The sequence below is a fragment of the Pseudomonas sp. DTU_2021_1001937_2_SI_NGA_ILE_001 genome (assembly GCF_032463525.1).
Classification (GTDB): Bacteria; Pseudomonadota; Gammaproteobacteria; order Pseudomonadales; family Pseudomonadaceae; genus Aquipseudomonas.
The window spans coordinates 3,022,392-3,040,881 of record NZ_CP135971.1; the positions used below are offsets into that span (position 1 = coordinate 3,022,392).

11 protein-coding genes and 1 rRNA gene are annotated in these 18,490 nt (G+C 65.3%); 3 read left to right on the plus strand and 9 right to left on the minus strand.

Translation table 11 applies throughout. The features are described 5' to 3' along the window. Positions 1 to 14: 14 nt before the first annotated feature. A complete protein-coding gene (locus tag RRX38_RS12855) occupies positions 15 to 584 on the minus strand; it encodes a GNAT family N-acetyltransferase (protein ID WP_295476669.1) in 570 nt (189 codons plus the stop codon). A 114-nt stretch (positions 585 to 698) separates the two neighbouring features. Between RRX38_RS12855 and RRX38_RS12860 the strand changes: the two genes are divergently transcribed. Beyond that, on the plus strand, positions 699 to 1,625 hold the full coding sequence (locus RRX38_RS12860; RefSeq protein WP_315959507.1) for a histone deacetylase: 927 nt from the start codon (positions 699 to 701) through the stop codon (positions 1,623 to 1,625). A gap of 4 nt (positions 1,626 to 1,629) precedes the next feature. On the opposite strand, the gene mmsB is transcribed toward RRX38_RS12860, so the two are convergent. Further along, positions 1,630 to 2,517 carry a 3-hydroxyisobutyrate dehydrogenase gene (gene mmsB / locus RRX38_RS12865; RefSeq protein WP_315959508.1) on the minus strand — a complete coding sequence of 296 codons (888 nt, stop codon included), beginning with the start codon at positions 2,515 to 2,517 and terminating at the stop codon, positions 1,630 to 1,632. Positions 2,518 to 2,908: 391 nt separating this feature from the next. Here mmsB and RRX38_RS12870 point away from each other — a divergent pair, with 391 nt between their 5' ends. Next, complete coding sequence (locus RRX38_RS12870; RefSeq protein ID WP_295476666.1) at positions 2,909 to 3,427, plus strand: Hcp family type VI secretion system effector; 519 nt, start codon at positions 2,909 to 2,911, stop codon at positions 3,425 to 3,427. Positions 3,428 to 3,458: 31 nt separating this feature from the next. Here the strand turns inward: RRX38_RS12870 and RRX38_RS12875 are convergent, their stop codons facing one another. Then, the gene (locus tag RRX38_RS12875) at positions 3,459 to 4,910 is read right to left on the minus strand and encodes a M20 family metallopeptidase (protein WP_315959509.1); all 1,452 of its coding nucleotides are present in this window, start codon (positions 4,908 to 4,910) and stop codon (positions 3,459 to 3,461) included. 166 nt (positions 4,911 to 5,076) lie between these two features. Here RRX38_RS12875 and RRX38_RS12880 point away from each other — a divergent pair, with 166 nt between their 5' ends. Next, positions 5,077 to 5,988 (plus strand): LysR family transcriptional regulator, encoded by a 912-nt coding sequence (locus tag RRX38_RS12880; protein WP_295476664.1) that lies wholly within the window; start codon positions 5,077 to 5,079, stop codon positions 5,986 to 5,988. Positions 5,989 to 6,056: 68 nt separating this feature from the next. On the opposite strand, the gene RRX38_RS12885 is transcribed toward RRX38_RS12880, so the two are convergent. The 6 genes from RRX38_RS12885 to rrf form a co-directional block, all read right to left on the minus strand. Further along, positions 6,057 to 7,292, minus strand: a complete 1,236-nt coding sequence (locus RRX38_RS12885; protein WP_315959510.1) for an OprD family porin — start codon at positions 7,290 to 7,292, stop codon at positions 6,057 to 6,059. Between the two features lie 116 nt (positions 7,293 to 7,408). After that, positions 7,409 to 8,683, minus strand: coding sequence for an MFS transporter (locus RRX38_RS12890; RefSeq protein WP_315959511.1), 1,275 nt, complete (start codon positions 8,681 to 8,683; stop codon positions 7,409 to 7,411). Between the two features lie 235 nt (positions 8,684 to 8,918). Beyond that, on the minus strand, positions 8,919 to 10,997 hold the full coding sequence (gene recD, locus RRX38_RS12895) for an exodeoxyribonuclease V subunit alpha (RefSeq protein WP_315959512.1): 2,079 nt from the start codon (positions 10,995 to 10,997) through the stop codon (positions 8,919 to 8,921). Continuing rightward, positions 10,994 to 14,704, minus strand: a complete 3,711-nt coding sequence (recB, locus tag RRX38_RS12900; protein WP_315959513.1) for an exodeoxyribonuclease V subunit beta — start codon at positions 14,702 to 14,704, stop codon at positions 10,994 to 10,996. Before recB ends, recD begins: the two co-directional genes overlap by 4 nt. Further along, positions 14,701 to 18,159, minus strand: a complete 3,459-nt coding sequence (recC, locus tag RRX38_RS12905) for an exodeoxyribonuclease V subunit gamma (protein ID WP_315959514.1) — start codon at positions 18,157 to 18,159, stop codon at positions 14,701 to 14,703. Before recC ends, recB begins: the two co-directional genes overlap by 4 nt. A gap of 151 nt (positions 18,160 to 18,310) precedes the next feature. Further along, positions 18,311 to 18,426 (minus strand): 5S ribosomal RNA (rrf, locus tag RRX38_RS12910). Between the last annotated feature and the right edge of the window lie 64 nt (positions 18,427 to 18,490).

Here is an 18,490-nt window from a genome sequence, read left to right on the forward strand (position 1 = left end):
TGATACAAAATCCTTCAGCCTTGCAGGGTCGACAACCATTGCTCGCGGTTGATGCGATACAGCACGTGTGGTTTGAGCGGGTGCCCGTCGGCCACGGCAGGATGCTCGAAATCCCCGGCCGGGTCGGGTTGCATGCCGATGGCCTGCATGACTTTCTGGGAGGGCTGGTTGCTGCGCGCGGTGAAGGAGACGATCTCGTCCAGCCCCAGGCGCTCGAAACCGCAACCCAGCGCCGTCCACGCCGCTTCGCTGGCAAAGCCCAGGCCCCAGTGCTCGCGGGCCAGACGCCAGCCAATCTCCACCGCCGGCGTGAACGGCGCGTCGAACTCCACCACCAGCAGGCCGGTGAAGCCGATGAAGGCACCGGTGTCCTTGCGTTCCAGGGCCCACAGGCCAAAGCCCAGCTCGGCGAAATGGCCGCGCAGGCGACCGATCATCGCCGCGCTCTGCAGACGGGTCATGGGCTCGGGAAAGTAACGCATCACCTGCGGATCGGCGCACATGGCGGCGAACGCGGGCAAATCGTCATCGCGCCACTGGCGCATCAGCAGCCGTGCGCTATCGAGGGTCAGTATCGGCTCCATCCGTCATCTCTCCGGGCCATCTCAAAGGATCGCGCCAGTGTAGCCTGCGATGAATACTGTGCGATGGCAGGCTGAACTGGCACTATCGCGCTTGGACCTCCAAGCTTGCCGAAAATGTCCCTGCCACTGATCTTTCACGACGATTACAGCCCGCCCTTCCCCGCCGACCACCGTTTCCCGATGGACAAGTTCCGCCTGCTGCGCGATCACCTGGTCGACAGCGGCGTGGTGCGTGACGAGCAGCTGCTACGCCCGGCGCTGTGCCCGCCGGATATCCTGGCCCTGGCCCACGACCCGGCGTACATCGCCCGCTTCATGAGTGGCGAGCTGTCGCGCGAAGACCAGCGGCGCCTCGGCCTGCCGTGGAGCGAGCCACTGGCGCGGCGCACCGTGCGTGCCGTCGGCGGCTCGCTGTTGACCGCCGAGCAGGCTCTGCGCCATGGCCTGGCCTGCCATCTGGCCGGTGGCACCCATCACGCCCACTACGACTACCCGGCCGGCTTCTGCATCTTCAACGACCTGGCGATCATCAGCCGCTACCTGCTGGCCAGCGGCCGGGTCGGCCGGGTGTTGATCTTCGACTGCGACGTGCACCAGGGCGACGGCACCGCACGTCTGCTGGCCGACACCGAAGAGGCCATTACCGTCTCGCTGCACTGCGAGAGGAACTTCCCGGCGCGCAAGGCGCAAAGCGATTGGGACATCCCGCTGCCGATGGGCATGGGCGACGCCGACTACCTGCAGGTGGTGGACGAAACGCTCAATTACCTGCTGCCCTTCTACAAGCCGGACCTGGTCTTGTACGACGCCGGGGTGGACGTCCATCAGGACGATGCCCTGGGCTACCTGAAGCTGACCGACCAGGGCCTGGCAGCCCGCGACTGCGCCGTGCTGCATCACTGTCTGGGTCGCGACATTCCGGTCATGGGCGTGATCGGGGGCGGCTACAGCAAGGACCGCCTGGCCCTGGCCAGGCGCCATGGCATCCTGCACCACAGCGCCCGCCAGGTGTGGCTGGAGCGCGGCCTGGGCCCGGCCTGACGGCTCAGGACTTGCTCAGATAGCTTTCGACGATCGCCGAGAAGTCCCGCTTGCCTTCGCCACGCTGGCTCATGGCCTGGAACAGCTGCTGCGCCAGCGCCCCGAGGATCACCGGCTGGTGCGCCTGGCGGGCTGCCTCGGTGGCCAGCCCCAGGTCCTTGAGCATCAGGTCGGCGGCGAAACCACCGGTATAGCCCCGCGCAGCCGGCGCTGTCTCGACGATGCCAGGCCAGGGGTTGTAGCTCTGCGAACTCCAGCAACAGCCGGTAGAACTGTTGATGACACCGGCCAGCACCTGGGTATCGATACCGAGGGCGTTGCCCAGCGCCATGGCCTCGGACACGCCGATCATCGAGATCGCCAGCAGCAGGTTGTTGCACAGTTTGGCGACCTGCCCGGTGCCGACCTCACCGCAGTGCACGATATTGCGGCCCATCTGCGCCAGCACCGGCCTGACCTGCTGAAAATGCGCCGCCGAGCCACCGACCATGAAGGTCAGCGTGCCAGCGCTGGCCCCTGCGGTGCCGCCGGACACCGGCGCATCGCCCACCACCACGCCCTGGGCGGCGGCACATGCGGCGATGTCGCGGATGCTCTGGGGGTCGATGGTGCTGCAGTCCAGGGCCGGGGTGCCGGCGGCGATACCGGCCAGCACCCCGTTGGTGTCGAGGAACACGCTGCGCACATGGGCAGCCGCCGGCAGCATGGTGATCACCAGTTCACTGCCCTGGGCGGCATGGGCCGGAGAGTCGCTGGCTTGCCCGCCCAGCGCCGCCAGCTCGGCCACCGCGTCGCGGTCCAGATCGTACAGATGCAGGTAATGCCCGGCCTTGAGCAGGTTGCGGGCCATGGGCGCACCCATGTTGCCCAGGCCGATGAATGCAATCTTCATTGTCGTTCTCCTTGGCAGGCGGCAGCAGGAGGTCTGGCACTGCGCCCTCATGCATTGATTGAAGCTCAGGTAGCGGCATTTCTCGCCTGCCGATGCCGTCGGCATGAACGACATTTTCCGCACAAGCTGTGGATAACTCTGTGCACAGCTTGGTGAAAGCCTGTGACCACGCCCCTGCAGGGCGCTGCGCAGCATTTGCGCAGGCCCACGCGGACTATTGCGCGCTTTCGCGGGAAAAACTCACCCACAGCACGCCGTGAATTGATCCAAGCCATTGATTCTCAACGATTTAGCTGTGAAGGCACGGTTCTTGAGTTGTACGCCGCGCACCGCACGCATCAGGCGGCCGTTACGGTCCGCCAGCGTCGGCTTCATTTTTCAGGAGTTAAGCATGGCGACACCCGCATACATGTCGGTCACCGGCACCAAACAAGGCCTGATCACTCAGGGCGCCTTCACTGCCGCCTCGGTGGGCAACATCTATCAGGAAGGTCACGAGGACGAGGTGATGGTCCAGGCCTTCGCCCACAAGGTGCTGATTCCCCGCGACACGCAATCCGGCCAGCCCAGCGGCCAGCGCATCCACGAACCGGCCTGCGTCACCAAAGTGTTCGACAAGGCCTCGCCGCTGCTGCTGGCGGCACTGACCAGCGGTGAAGTACTCACCGAGGTGGTCATCAAGTGGTACCGCACCTCTGCCGAGGGCAAGCAGGAGCACTACTACACCACCCGCCTGGAGGACGCGATCATCGTCGACATCCGCGATTACATGCACAACTGCCAGGACCCGAAGAACGCGCAGTTCACTCACCTGCAGGACGTGTACATGAGCTACCGCAAGATCACCTGGACCCACGAGGCCAGCGGCACCTCGGGCAGCGACGACTGGCGCGTACCGGTCGCCGGCTGATCCATTCCCCGGCCACGCCGGCTCGCCTGGGTCAATCCTGGAGCGTCGCCAGGCGCTCCTCTCTGCGCGCAGGCAGCATCCCGGCCGGATACAGCGCCGGCTCGCCGAGGTCCCAGAACAGCCCGGCGGCGGCGCGCAACCCCTGCTCTACGATGCTCTCCAGCAGGTGCTCATCCGGCGCGTGCTGCTTGCAGGAAGGGTACGAGTGCGGCAGCCACACGGTGGGCAGGCCCAGCACGTCGGCGAAGCAGTGGTTGGGGATGGTGCCGCCCAGGTTGGGCAGGATGCTGACCGGCTGGCCCAGGCTGGCGCCCACCGAGCGGCTGACGAAGCCGACCCAGGGATGCGAGGGGTCGAGCCGCGTCGCCGCGTAACCGCCTTCGACCTGCACCTGCACGTCCTGCAGACCCAGGCGGTCGAAATGAGCACGCAGGTGGCCGGCCAGATTCTGCCAGTCGGTGCCTGGCACGAAACGCAGCTGGCAGACCATCTCGGCGCGGCCCGGAATCGCGCCGATGACCTTCACCGTGCTACCCGCCGACAGCCCCACCACTTCCAGGGTATTGCAGCCGAACAGTTTTTCACCGGTGCTCAAGCCGGGCTCGCCCCAGTTCGGGTCGAGCTGCGGGTCGAAACTTTCGCCGCCCACCGGCAACTCACGCACCAGCTTCGCCACGGCTTCGCTCATCGGTGCCGGCTTGAGGAAGTCCAGCAATAGTTGCCCATTGGCCGACACCAGGCTGGACAGCGCATGGCTGAGCACGATGGCCGGGTTGGTGATGATGCCACCCCAGTTGCCCGAATGCCGGCTGCCGTTACCGGTGTCCAGCACCAAACGGAACTGGCAGACACCGCGCGAACCGAGGAACAGCGTGGGCAGGTCATGACGCACCCGCGGGCCGTCCGAGGCCAGGAACAGATCGGCAGCCAGCGCTTGGGCATGCTCGCGGCACGCCTCTTCCAGGCCAGGAGAGCCGACCTCTTCGCTCATCTCGAAGAGCATCTTCAGGTTGAAACCGAGCTTGCCGGCACGCGCCTGCAGCACCGCCTCCAACGCCGCCAGGTTGATGCTGTGCTGGCCTTTGTTATCGGCGGTGCCGCGACCATAGATACGCCCGTCCTTGACGCTGACCTGCCAGGGAGCAGTGCCGTCCTGCCACAGATCGTCCTGGCCGCTGGTGACATCCCCATGGCCATAGCTCAGCAGGGTCGGCAGGGACGCCCCCTCGATGCGCTCGGCCAGCAGCAGCGGCGGCTTGCCGGCCAGAGGGTTGTCGAGCAGCCGGCAGGTGAATCCCAAAGCCTGCAGCACCGGCTGCAGTTCATCGCGCAGATAATCGTGCAGCGCGGCGGCGCATTCAGGGTTCTGGCTTTCGGTGCGCTGTGCCACGCGACGCCCGAGGATGTCCAGGAACGCACCACTGCGGTAGTGCTGGGCGGCCAGTTCGATGGCGTGCTCACGGGTGTGGGCCGAAGAGGTCATAACAGGTTCCTTGCAAGGGGGCGCCGTCGGGTAAGGCACTCGACCAATGATGCGAGGCAGGTTAACGTGGCGCCCTGGCTTGCAACAATTATCAAGTTTTCAATACATCCTTGCCTTATACGCAAACCAGGTTTGCACATTCCTGAAGCAGCACGGGAGCCGGTTCATGCACGATTTGCCTCTGCGTTATTTCCACAGCGTGGCGCGTACCGGTTCGCTGTCGGCGGCGGCCGAAGAACTTCACGTCGCGGTCTCGGCAGTGAGCCGGCAGATCGCCAACCTGGAAGACAGCCTCGGCTTGCAGCTGTTCGAACGCAAACCGCGCGGCATGCAGCTCACCGAGCCCGGCGAATTGCTGCTGGCCTACGCCAACCGCAACCAGTTGGAAGTGAAGAACGTCATCGCCGAAATGCGCGGCCTCAATACCCTGCAGCAGCAGAAGATCACCCTGGCCTGCCCGGAAGGCATGGCCTGGGAGTTCCTGCCCAGGGTCTGCGCGCAGTTTCGCGGCTTTCATCCAGGCGCCAGCTTCGACCTACAGGTGGTGGATGCGGCCCGGGCTTCGCATCTGGTCAAGGAGGGCATGGTGGACATCGCCCTGACCTTCAGCCTGACCCCGACCCTGGGCGTGGAAATCTCGCTGAGCTGCAACTCGCCGGTTACTGCGCTGATGCCCGCCAGCCACCCGCTGGCGCGCCAGCCGTCGCTGACGGTACGGCAACTGAGCGCCTACCCGCTGGCCCTGCCCCATGCCGGCTCGACCATCCGTTACCTGTTCGATATCGCCTGCAACCTGCACGGCCTGACCATTCTTCCGGCCTACGCCAGCCATTCGCTGGGCGCCATCTACCATGCGGTGCGCCACTCCAGCGACGTGATCGCCCTGTGCGGCGCGGCCACGGTCAGCGGCACCGCACACCGCGACGACCTGGTACTGGTACCGATGAGCGACCCGCAACTGCGGCAACGCAGCCTGCAGGTGCAGATCATGGCCGGGCGCAAGCTGCCGGTGCTGGTGCGCTACTTCCTGAGCTACCTCGAAGAACAGCTGCTGACGGTGAGCAAACCGGGCAACTGACCCCTGAGCCGCTTCCCGCCGCCTCGCCCGGAAAACGGCTTCGACCGCGAACGGCGCTCAGCTCGTCCTTACCAGAAGTTCACCGTGTAGGTCAGCGCCAGGCGGTTTTCCTCGTAGCGGCTGGACTCGCGGGTACTCACCCCGATGTTCATCCAGTTGGCCCCGAAGCCCTTCAGCGCACCGCTCTGCACGACATAGCTGAGAATCGAGGTGCGCTCGGTCTCGTGGCTCTGCCGGCCCAGGTTGATGTCGTTGCCTTCCATCCAGCGCGCCATCCATTTCAAGCCAGGCACGCCCAGCGCCGCAAAGTCGTAGTCGTAGCGCACCTGCCAGGAACGCTCGCCCGGCTTGACGAAGCCCAGTGCCGACCAGTTGATCAGGTACGGCGCTGGCGCGTAGTCGTTGAAGGTCGGGAAGGTGTCCAGCCCGAGCATGCGCTGGTAGCCCGCGCCAAAGGTGTGGCCGCCCTTGTTGAGGCTGAACATCACCCCATAGGTACGGTTGTCGACCCGACCGGACAGCGCCTTGCCCTCTTCCTCGGTGTTGTAGTAACGCACGTCTGTCTTGAGTGTGAAGCCGCCACCCAGTGGCATCTTGTGCGCCAGGCCGAGGTAGTGCTGGCGGTAGATGTCTTCCAGTTGCGCGTAGAAGTAGCTGCCCGATAGCTGCGGCGTGAAGGCGTAGGTGGCGCCCGCGAAGTTCAGGCCATCGCTGGATTGCGCCGGGGTGTCGCCCCACAGGTACAGCTCTTCACTGTTGGACGACTCGCGGCCGGTGATACCCCAGAGGCGCCCGGCGGTCAGGGTCAGGTCCTTGACCTCGCGCGACTCCAGCACCGCGCCCTGGTAGCGGGTGATCAACTGCCGGGTGGGGTCATAGGAAACCACCGGCAGGTTCGGTTGTTGGTCACCGATGCGCAGCTCGGTCTTGGAGTAACGCAGCTTGGCCGCCACGTTGGCGCGCCCGTAGTCCCGCACCGGACTGCCGTCGGTTTCAACCGGCAGCACGCCATCAGGCGAGCGTCCCTTGCCGCCATCGAGCCGGTAGGCGAAATCGGTACCCAGGTCGAGGCCGAACTGGATCGGGGTGTCGGTGTAGCCCGACTTGAACTGCAGGTCGAAGCCCTGCGACCAACTGCCGGTGCGCGATTTGGGCGCGTCGGCCTGCTTGAAGTCGCGATCCACATAGAAGTTGCGCAGCCCCAGGGTCAGGTGGCTGTCATCGAAGAATTGCGCCTGGGCGGTGCCGGACGCGCAAAAGCCCACGGTGGCCGCCACGGCACATTTGAATCGCGAATCGAACATATCCCACTCCAGAATCTCAAGTGATTACAGGCCATCGAAGAACCAGGCACGCAGCGGCGCACGGCCGGCCCGGTATGGGCGGCGAGGCACTGCGGTATTGCGGGTGGAACGTTGGATCAGCGCTGGCGAAGCTGTCGCTGAATGGCCAGGAGGGTGATCAGGCTGAGCAGGCCGGTAGCCAGCAGATAGAAACTTGGTGCCAGCTTGTTGCCGCTGGTGCCGATCAGCCAGGCCACGAAGAACGGCGTGAAGCTGCCGAAGACCGTGGTGCCGATGTTGTAGCTCAAGGCCATGCCCGTGGCGCGGACCTGGGTGGGGAAGAGTTCGGACATCAGCGCTGGCAGGCCGCCGAAATACACGGCCTTGAGCACGCTCATCCAGAACAGCACGGCCAGCAAGGCACCGAGGGTCGGGTGCGCAGCGAGCCAGGAGAACGCCGGATAGATGCTGGCGATGAAGATCAGCGCCGCCCAGAACATGATGCGGGTGCGGCCGAACACATCGGACAGGTGACCGATGAAGGGCGTGAGCAGGGTCAGCACCAGGCCACTGAGCAGCGTGCCGGCAAAACCGATGGAGGCGGTCAGGCCGAGCTGTTTCACCGCGTAAGTGGGCATGTAGATGATCACGTAGCTCACCGAGGTCGACAGCACCAGGGCACCGATGGCCAGCAGCATGCGGTACTTGTGATCGCGCAACAGCGCACCGGCCGGCGCGTGTTCGGGCTCGCTCTTCTGGAACTCGCTGGCTTCGTCGATATGGCGGCGGATATACAGGCCGATCGGGCCGATCAGCAGGCCAAACAGAAAGGGAATGCGCCAGCCCCAGGACTCCAGCTGCTCGACCGTCAGGTAACTGCTGAGCAGCAGGCCGAAGCCCGACGCCAGCAGGCCACTGATGCCCTGGCTGGCGAACATGAAGCTGGAGATCAGCCCCTTGCGCTCAGGGGCGTGCTCCACCAGCAGGGCCGTGGCGCTGCCGAACTCGCCACCGGCGGAAAAACCCTGGATCAGGCGGGCGGCGAAGATGCCGATCGGCGCCAGCAGACCAATGCTGGCGTAGGTGGGCATGATCGCGATCAGGAAAGTGCCCAGCATCATCAGCCAGATGGATACCAGCATGGCCGCCTTGCGTCCTACGCGGTCGGCGTAGGAACCAAGGACGATGGCGCCCAGCGGACGGATCAGATAGGAAACGGCGAAGGTACCGAGCGCCAGCAGCAGCGATACGGTTTCGTCACTGGTAGGAAAGAACAGCTTGGAGATGGTCATGGCGAAAAAGCCATAGACGATCAGGTCGAACCACTCCAGGGCATTGCCAATGGATGAGGCGATGACCAGCTTGTACAGCTTGCTCCTGGGCATACGTCCGGCCACAGGCGATGTCGTCATCTGCGCAGTTGTCATTCAAGGTTCTCCGGCTTCTTGTAAGGGCAGGGTCTTCAGCCCCGCCTCGGGCTGGCGGTGTGTCAACCTTGAAGCGATGGTAGGGAGGTCCTACCTTTCCCACAATTATGCATTTCAGAAGCAAACCTTGCCGTGGCAGCAAAGCCGGAGCGCAACATTTTGCATCGTTGAGCGGATTTGGTGCCTGGCCGTGCAGGCGGAAAAACGGCCAAGCTGCGGGCTAGAGCGCCAGCATCAATCCCGACAGGCGCTTGACCTTGCGCTGTACCGCCTGCTCGAACACACCCGGGCGGGGTTCGATAAGGCTGAACCAGCGCCGCGCCCGGGTGATGCCGGTGTAGATCAGCTCTTTGGTCAGCACCGGATTCAAGGCTTCGGGCAAGATCAACGCGGTGTGCGCGAACTCCGAGCCTTGGGATTTGTGCACCGTCATGGCGTAGACGGTTTCGACATCATTGAGCCGGCTGGGCAGAATCAGCCGCACCCCACCGCTGCCATCGTTACGCGCGAAGGCCACGCGCAGCACCTGGCGGCTGTCGCCTTCTCGTTCCGGAACGCGCAGGGCGATGCCGATGTCGCCGTTCATCAGACCCAGGCCGTAATCGTTGCGGGTCATCAGTACAGGCCGCCCCTCATACCACTGTTCGCCATCGATCAGCCCGGCATTGAACAACGCCGCCGTGATGCGCTGGTTGAGCCCCTCGACACCCCAAGGCCCTTTGCGCACCGCGCAGAGCAGCTGGAATTCGTCGAATGCCTGCAGCACCTCACGGGCCCAGACCGTCCAGCAGGGGTCAGAGAGATCGGTGCCCGCTGCCGGTCGCTGCACCGCCAGCAAGTCCAGGTAGTGGCGGTAGCCCTGGGGGCGCTCGCCTTCCAGGCCGTGCCCGTCAAGCACCAGGCGCTCCAGGCTGCCATCGGGCTGGTTGTCCAGGCGGCACAGGTAGAGGTCGGAATGACTGTTGGCCGCCAGCAGCTCGCGGGCCTTGCCGGCCTGCTGCTGGTTGACCAACCTGGCCAGTTGGCCGATGCCACTGCCCTGGCCGAAGCGTCGTGAGTGCCGCAGCATCACCACCTGCTGGGCCAGCGCATGCCGGGTGGCATCACCTTCCTGCAGGCCGCTGGCAGCGAGGTTTTCGCCGCTCACCGACTCCAGCCAGGCGCGGGTCTGCGGGCTGTACAGGCCAACCTCGGCGTCGCGGCACAGGTCACCCAGCACGGCGCCGGCCTCCACCGAAGCCAGCTGGTCCTTGTCGCCCAGCAGCACCATGCGGGCATGGGGCGGCAAGGCATCGAGCAGGTTGGCCATCATTTCCAGGTCGATCATCGAGGCTTCGTCGACCACCAGCACATCCAGTTGCAACGGGTTGCCCGCGTGATGGCGGAAGTGCCGGGTGCCGGGACGGCTGCCCAGCAGGCGATGCACGGTGGTGACCTCACTGGGGATCTTGTCGCGCACGGATTCATCGACGCTCAGCTGGCGTACTTGCTGGCTGATGGACTCGGTCAGCCGCGCTGCCGCCTTGCCGGTGGGTGCCGCGAGGCGAATACGCAGCGGCTGGCCGCTTTCCACGGCCGGTGCCTGCAACAACGCCAGCAGGCGCACCACCGTGGTGGTCTTGCCAGTGCCTGGCCCGCCGGTGATGATGCTGAACGCGCGGCGGGTGGCCAGGGCGCAGGCCAGCTTCTGCCAGTCGATCTGTTCGGCGGGCTGGCCGAACAGCGTATCCAGGCGCTGGCGCAGATCGGCTGGCGGCTCTTGCGCTTGCCCCAGGCGCCGGTGCAGCACCGCGTCGATGCGCCGCTCGTAATTCCAGTAGCGGCGCAGGTACAGGCGCCGCTCGGCGAGGACCAACGGCCGACGCTGCTGCTCGGGGTCAGGGGTCTGCGCCGCCGCCACCAGCGGGCTGTCGGCCAGCACCTGGCACCAGGCCGCGCCATCGAGCCCGCCCAGCAACTGCGAGGGCAACAGCATCGGGCTACTCTGCAGATCACCTTCCGGCGGCAGTGACAGGGCGAAGTCCGGCTTATCAAGCGTCTCGAACAGGTCCAGGCATACATGCCCGTGCCCCAGCTGGTGGCTGGTCAGTGCGGCGGCCAGCAGCACGCGCGGATCGGCCGACGGGTCAAGGCTGGCCAGAAAGGCCACGAAAGCCCGGTCCAGGGCACGCAGCCAGCCCCGCTCGGTCCAGCGGTCGAGCAGGCTCAGCAAGTCGTCGACGCGGGCCAGCGGTGCCAGGTGACTCAAGCCATCGGCCTGCAAGGGCGTCGGCAACAGGTGGGCAAGGGTACGGCTCATGCGGGTTCTCCTGCGCGCTGCGGCATCGGCAAGCGGCCCTGGAACAACAGGTCAAGGTCTTCGATCAGTTCACGCGGCGGCCGGGCATGGAACACGCCCTGCCCCGGCGCACGGCTGCCACGCAGGAACAGGTACAGCGCGCCGCCCATGTGGCGGTCGTAGTCGTAGTCGGCCAGGCGCGCCTTGAGCTGGCGATGCAAGGCCAGCAGGTAAAGCACGTACTGCAGGTCGTAGCGGTGTTCGAGGATCGCCGTTTCCATGGCCTGCGGCGCATAGGCGCTGTCGTCCGCACCCAGCCAGTTGGATTTGTAGTCGGCCACGTAATAGCGGCCGTCATGCTCGAAGGTCAGGTCGATGAAGCCCTTGAACATGCCGTTGAGGGCGGCCGTCTGCACAGCCGGGCGTGGTGCATTGGCGTGGGTGTGCTGGCGCACCAGGCTATCCAGGCGCTGTACGTCGACGCGGTGGCTGGCGAACCAGAACTCCATTTCCACCCGGTACTGGTTGGGCTGGTCGAGGTTGCACAAGGCCACCGGTGGTGTCTGCGGCCCCAGCGGCAGGGGCATGCCCAGCAGGTCCACCAGCCAGTCGCCCAGCGGCGTGATCCAGGCGCTCCAGCCGCGTCGCTCACAGCGCTTGGCCACGGTCTGGAGCAGGCCGTTAGGGGTTCGCTGCGGGTCCGCCGCCACCTCGGCGAAGCCTTCTCTGCCCGCCCACTCCAACAGGCCGTGCAGGAAGGTGCCGGGGTTGGGACCGCGAGGAAAGCGGTGGATGTCGCTGACGCCGGGCACCGGCTCGCGGGCGGCCTGAGGGTCGGGGCGGTCGTCATCGAAGAGCTTTTGCGCCAGCGGCGTGTCCGGTGCGCTGTCACTGCCGGCGACCATGCCATCGCCCAGGCGCAAGGCACTGTAGGAAGCGATCCACCAGTGCTCCGCCGCCTTGCGCCGCGCACTGAGCGCCTTGATCGGCCCGCTCTGCACGCGCACGGGCGTGAAGGGCTCGTCGTTGGCCTGGGGCAGTGCCTGCACTGAAATCGCACGGCTGGGCGCGGCCAGGGCCAGCAGCCACTCGTCGAGTTCCTGGCTGTCACGCAGCGGCGCTCCGCCGCCGAGCAGGTAGCCCAGCGCCGAGCGGTGCAACTGCGAGAGCTTGCTCGCGCCGCGCTTGAGGTCAGCCACCCCCAGCCAGCAGGCATGCACCGAACGGGTCAGGGCCACGTAGAGCAGCCGCAGGTCTTCGGCCAGACGCTCGTCGTCGGCACGCTCGACCAGTTCTGCGGTGGCTTGCAGGCTGAAGTGCAGCCGGCCTTCATCGTCGTGGAATTGCAACGGCAAGCGGCTGCCGTCCACCGGTTTGCTGGAACAGATGAACGGCAGGAACACCAAGGGGTATTCCAGGCCCTTGGATTTGTGGATGGTGACCACCTTGACCAGTTGCTCGTCGCTTTCCAGGCGCAAAATCTGCTCTTCGCCGGTCTGCCCGCCCAAGGCCAGTTGCTCGGTCAGGTAACGCACCAGTGCCTGCTCGCCATCCAGCTCGCCAGAGGCCTGCTGCAACAGCTCGGACAGGTGCAGCAGGTTGGTCAGTACGCGTTCGCCGTCGCTGCGGGCCATGAGCGTCTGCGGCAGGCCGAAGTCGTGCAGCAGGCGGCGCAGCATCGGCAGCACGCCCTGCTGGCGCCACAGCATCCGCAGGCCACGGAACTGCATGACACGCCGTTCCCAGGCCAGTTCGTCGTGGTTGAGGCGTTCCAGCTCGGCCAGCGGCAAGGCCAGGGTGATGCTCGCCAGCGCAGCGCGCAGCACTCGCTCGGCGTCCGGCTCGACACAGGCCTTGAGCCAGGCCAGCAGGTCGTGGGCCTCTTGGGCGGCGAACACCGAGTCTTTGTCCGACAGGTATACGCTGCGGACGTTGCGCGCTGCCAGCGCAGCCCTGATGGCCTGGGCCTCCTGGCCGTCGCGCACGAGGATGGCGATGTCGGCCGGCAGCACACCGCGCAGTGCTTCGCCGGGGCGGACAAAACCTACGGTGCCCTGCTGGCCGCCGCTGAGCAACGCGACGATGGCACTGGCACAGGCCGCCGCCAGTTGCTGGCGATAGGCGGCGCCGGACACCGGTTCGTCACCCGCCCAGTGCCAGACCGTCAAGGCGTCGAGTGGCTGGCCCTGCACCTCCAGACGCTCCTTGCGCCCCTGAGCCAAAACCGGGCTGAACGGCACCGGGTTGTCGCCCTGCTCGCGAAACAGAAAGGCACCACGGCCCTGTTCTCGGGTTTCGGCGTGCAGGAACACTTGGTTGGCGGCTTCGACCATCGCCGTACTGGAGCGGAAGTTGGTATCCAGCGTGTGCCAGCGGCCAGCAGTGGCGCGGCGGGCGCGCAGGTAGGTATGAATGTCGGCGCCACGGAAGGCGTAGATCGCCTGCTTGGGGTCGCCGATGAGGAACAGGCCGGTTTGCGGGTCGTTGTCCTCCAGGCGATAGATGCTGTCGAAGATACGGTACTGGACCGGGTCGGTGTCCTGGAATTCGTCGATCAGCGCGACCGGAAACTGCTCGCGAATCAGACTGGCCAGGCGCTCGCCAGCGGCACCGGTCAGGGCGCTGTCCAGGCGCAACAGCATGTCGTCGAAGCCCATCTCGGCGCGGCGACGCTTTTCGCTTTCGAAGCGTGCGCCCACCCAACGCGCCGCATGCTGCAGCAACTCGACATCGGGGCTGGGCAGGTTGTCCAGCGCGTCCTTGAGGCTTCGCATGGCCTCGAAGGCCGGGTGTACCGGAGGCTCGGCCTTCCAGGCATCAGCGATGCCGTCCGGAGTCAGGCGGGTGAAGCCGCTCCCCAGTTCCAGCTGCTCCTGGGCGGGGTCGGCCGCCCAGGTCGCGAGTTTTTCCAACCAGGACCGGTAGTAGTTCTCGCGAATCTTGTTGCCATTGACCTGCTTGGCCGCCACCGCCGCCTGGAACAGCTCGAACAGCTGCGGCACCCAGTCGACCCAGGGCGCCTTGAGCGCCTGCAAGGCGGCCTGCCGGCGCTCCAGTGCCTCGTCGATCAACTGCGCCGGATCCTGTTCCAGCGGTTTGAGTTCGCGGCCGAACAGGCCACGTACGCGTCGCAGCAGTGCATCCGGCCCACCCCAGTTTTCCCGTACCCACGCCAGGGATGCCCCGCTCATGGGGTAGCAGAAGCGTCGCCAGTAATCGCGCAGCACTTCTCCCAGCAGTTCGCTGTGGTCGGTTTCCAGGCTCTGGGTGAACAGGCTGCCGCTGTCGAAGGCGTGTTCGCGCAGCATGCGCTGGCACCAGCTGTGGATGGTCGACACCGCCGCTTCGTCCATCCATTGCGCGGCGATGTCCAGGCGACTGGCGCACGCGGCCCATTGCTCGGGCGCGAAGTCATCGCGCAGTTCGGCGATCAGCGCATCGGGAGCGGCGATTTCGTCGCGGAAGAAGCGCGCCGCTTCCGCCAGGCGCGTACGAATACGGTCGCGCAGCTCCTTGGTGGCGGCGTCGGTGAAGGTCACCACGAGGATCTGTGGCGGCAGCAGTTCACGACCGAAGCCGCTGGACTCATCGCCATGTCCCAGCACCAGGCGCAGGTAGAGCGCGGAAATGGTGAAGGTCTTGCCAGTGCCGGCGCTGGCTTCGATGAGCTGGCTGCCGCGCAGCGGAAAGCGCAGTGCCAAGGGACGAGAGGCCGCTGAGGTATTCATTGTCCCGCCTCCTCGCCCTGCCAGGGCGCGTCGAACATCGGCTTATAGAGAGCTTCGCACCAGCCGGCAAAGCTTTCGCTGTCTTGCAGGGCGTCGAAGTCCGGGTACTGACGCAGCAGGGCAATGCTTTCGGCCCGTTCTCCCTGGGTGTTCTGGCCATCGCCGTCATAGGCCTTGCGTGCCGCGGCCTCGGCTTTGAGCGGATCGCCGGCCTGCGACAGCCAGGCAAAGGCGGTCTTGGGGGCGACCGGCAATGGATGCTGCATACCGTTAAGCCAGCCGCTGAGCAGGTACTGCAGATCGCGGCGCGCGTCTGCCTCGGGCAGCGGCGGCAACAGCAGGGTTTCATCGCTGGCCACCAGCGCGGTGGTCAGTGGCAGGCCGCAGGCCGAGGCCACCAGGTGGTTCACCCAGGGGCGAATCAAGCGATGCCACTTGCGGGTCTTCTTCGCGCCGATGCCATTGGGCACGGCGCTGACTGCGAGCATCTGCCCTTCGGCATTGCGGTGCAGACCACCCAGCCAGCCTTCGAGCTGCATGTCACGGTACTGGAAGCTCACCGGCAAGGCGCTATGCAACGGCTCTGGCCAGCGCGTCAACAGCGCCTGGTAACGCTGCAGCACACTCGGCAACGGCTCAATCAGCTCCGCTTGCAGAGCGGTACCGAACCCGGCCATCGGCAACAGCCCGCTGCCTTGCAGACGCCGGGCCTGGACCTGCATGGCGGCCTCGCTGGCCTGCGGGTCGAGCATCGCCGCCATCAGCAGGCTTTCACTCACGCCGTAGCGCTGCAGGGCGTCGAGCACGAAAGGCTCTTCGTCGGCCAATGGCGCTTCGGCCTGCTCGAAGAAAATTTTCAGGCGCTGGGTATAGAAATGCCTGACCGGGTTGCGCAGAAAGTCCTGCAACAGGTTCAGGCCCAAGGGCTCCAGCGGCTGGTGGGGCGGCAGAGGGTGCGCATCGATAGCCGGCGGCACCGCTTCATGCAGCGCTTCCCACTCATGAGCGAAGCTGAAGTAGCCCGAGCCTTGGGTGAAATAACGGGCGCTGAAGGGTTGCAGCGGGTGCGCCAGGGTCAGGGCATCGAGCAGCGCCTGGCCCGATTCGGACTCGGCTCCGGCCAGCCGCCAACCGCTGGCCAGGTGATCACGCAACTGGCCAATCAGTACCGAAGCCGGACGCTCGCTGTTGTCGCGAATGCTGTGGCCGACCCAGCTGACATACAACTGGTCACGGGCCGACAGCAGCGCTTCGAGCAGCAGGTAACGGTCATCCTCGCGCCGCGAACGGTCGCCGGGGCGGTAGTCGCTGCCCATCAGGTCGAAGTCCAGTGGCGCTTGCGCACGCGGGTAGTCACCATCGTTCATGCCCAGCAGACACACCACCTTGAAGGGAATGGCGCGCATCGGCATCAGCGTGCAGAAGTTCACCGCACCGGCCAGAAAGCGCTGCGACAGGCGGCCCTGGTCGAGCCCGGCCAGCCAGGCTTCACGCACCACGGTCAACGGCAGGGCATCGACCAGACCGACGACTTCGCAGGTCTGCAACCATTGCTCGCGCAGGTTCTCCAACTGCACCAGCAGGTAGTCGTCGTGCTCGCTTTCAGCCTGAAAGAATACCCGCAGCAGATTCTGCAGGCGCAGGCCCCACTCCTGTGGGGTGGCGGCGGTTTTAAGTTCCGCGTGGGCGATGTCGAGTGCGTCGATCAGCGCAACCAGCGGGCCGATCAGCGCAGCGTCCAGCCCGCCAATCTCGTCATAGGGTTCGATGCCGTCATAGGCCTCGGCACTGCCCACCGCATAGCCCAGCAACATGCGCCGCAGGCCGAACTTCCAGCTGTTCTGTTCCAGGGCCTCCGGCAAACCGAGCCCGGCACGCTGCCGGGCGTCCAGTCCCCAGCGGATGCCGGCGCCTTCGATCCAGCGATGCAGGGTCGGCAGGTCGCTTTCCTGAATGCCGAAGCGCGCACGCAAGGCCGGAACATCCAGCAGGTCGAGGATCTCACTGACCGGAAAGCGGCTGTCCGGGAGCTTGAGCAGGTGCTCCACGGCAATCAGCAGCGGCTCGCGACCGCGCTGGCCCTGGTCGGCCAGGGTGAAGGGAATGAAGCGTTTGTCATCGCGGTCGATCTGCCCGAACACCGCGCGAATGTGCGGGGCGTAGCTGTCGATGTCAGGGACCATGACGATGATGTCACGGGGACGCAGTTCGGGGTCGCGACTGAACCGCGCGAGCAACTGGTCATGAAGGATTTCCACCTCTCGCTGGGCACTGTGCGCCACATGGAAGCGGATCGAACGATCCTGCAAAGGATCCACGGCAGGCCATAGCTCGCGGGTCTCGTCGAGCGGACGCAATTCGAGGATGTCGTCCTGCAACTGGCCGAGCAAATTCCGGGGTTCGCTGTCGCTGAACAGGTCGATGCGTTCATCCTTGAAGCAGAAGCGGTAGCTGAGCGGGTTGTCGTGGCTGTCGAGCAGATTGATGTAGTCACGCCCCTGCTTGCCCCAGGCAGCCAGCAGAGGGTGGGCATGCTGATGCAGCGCTTCGGGATCGAGCACCTGGGGCATGCCTTGCTTGCGGGCCTGGCGTTTGTACTGGTGCCGCAGCAGGTCCTTGTCGGCCACGATGTCGGCCCAGTAGTGGCGACACGGGTTGTGTACACACAGCAGCACCTGGCTGAAGCGCGCCAGACCGGCCAATGCCTCCAGCGTCTGGGCCGGCAGCGAGGAAATGCCGAAGACGATGACCCGCGATGGCAGGCCCGCCGGTGCCTGGCCCAGGCCCTGAATGCATTCCATGAAGCGTTGATGCACGCCGGCGCGGCTCTGCGCCATGCCTTCGGCACCGACATCGTGCAACAGCGCACGCCACAACTCCGCCTGCCAGATGTTGGCCGGGTTCAATGGACGGACTTCACCGCGTACGGAGCGTAATTGGTGACGCCCCGCCGCCCAGTCTTCCAGCCAGTCAGCACGGTACACCTGGTACTGGTCGAACAGGTCGGCCAGGCGTTCGGACAGCTGGTAGCGCTTGCGCAGATCGGTGTCGTCGGTGAGGAATCGTTGCAGGGGTTCGAAATGCGGGCGTTCGAGCAGCGCCGGCAACAGACGCATCAGACGCCAGGTCAGCGGCGCCTTGTCCAGCAACGAGGTGGCGGGAATCTCTTCACGTCCCAGGACAGTACGGTACAACTGCCACATGAAACTGCCGGGCAATTGCACGTCGATGGCGGCGGCAATGCCACAACCGCCCAGATCATCGTCTTCGGTGTCTTCGGCCAGTGCCAGCTTGAGCCATTGGGCAATACCGTTACTCTGCACCAGGGCGATTTCATTCTCCAACGGCGCCAAGGGGTAGCGACGCATCCAGGAAACGACCAGGCTGCGCAACTCATCCGGCCTGTTGCCATGAACCACCATGAAACCGGCGTTCAATGAGGTCGTATACGGCATTAGGGCTTCCTTGGCTCGTGGGAAATACTCAAGGGCGCACCATAAGGGCTGCGCAGGCGGGCGTCCAGATGGAGCCAATGCGGGTCTGATGTTTTCCCGGCGCAAAAGCAAAACCCCTGACCGCAGTGCGATCAGGGGTTTTGGTGTTTAATCTTGACGATGACCTACTCTCACATGGGGAAGCCCCACACTACCATCGGCGATGTGTCGTTTCACTGCTGAGTTCGGGATGGGATCAGGTGGTTCCAACACTCTATGGTCGTCAAGAAATTCGGTGGCCGGCGCGCCTTGCGGCGTTCCAGCAAATTCGGTTGTGAAACAAGCGGCAGTT

Excerpts from the sequence above, each read along its gene's own strand:
- RRX38_RS12855 (WP_295476669.1), bottom strand. The coding sequence starts at position 584 with ATGGAGCCGATACTGACCCTCGATAGCGCACGGCTGCTGATGCGCCAG.
- RRX38_RS12860 (WP_315959507.1), top strand. The coding sequence starts at position 699 with ATGTCCCTGCCACTGATCTTTCACGACGATTACAGCCCGCCCTTCCCC.
- mmsB (WP_315959508.1), bottom strand. The coding sequence starts at position 2,517 with ATGAAGATTGCATTCATCGGCCTGGGCAACATGGGTGCGCCCATGGCC.
- RRX38_RS12870 (WP_295476666.1), top strand. The coding sequence starts at position 2,909 with ATGGCGACACCCGCATACATGTCGGTCACCGGCACCAAACAAGGCCTG.
- RRX38_RS12875 (WP_315959509.1), bottom strand. The coding sequence starts at position 4,910 with ATGACCTCTTCGGCCCACACCCGTGAGCACGCCATCGAACTGGCCGCC.
- RRX38_RS12880 (WP_295476664.1), top strand. The coding sequence starts at position 5,077 with ATGCACGATTTGCCTCTGCGTTATTTCCACAGCGTGGCGCGTACCGGT.
- RRX38_RS12885 (WP_315959510.1), bottom strand. The coding sequence starts at position 7,292 with ATGTTCGATTCGCGATTCAAATGTGCCGTGGCGGCCACCGTGGGCTTT.
- RRX38_RS12890 (WP_315959511.1), bottom strand. The coding sequence starts at position 8,683 with ATGACGACATCGCCTGTGGCCGGACGTATGCCCAGGAGCAAGCTGTAC.
- recD (WP_315959512.1), bottom strand. The coding sequence starts at position 10,997 with ATGAGCCGTACCCTTGCCCACCTGTTGCCGACGCCCTTGCAGGCCGAT.
- recB (WP_315959513.1), bottom strand. The coding sequence starts at position 14,704 with ATGAATACCTCAGCGGCCTCTCGTCCCTTGGCACTGCGCTTTCCGCTG.
- recC (WP_315959514.1), bottom strand. The coding sequence starts at position 18,159 with ATGCCGTATACGACCTCATTGAACGCCGGTTTCATGGTGGTTCATGGC.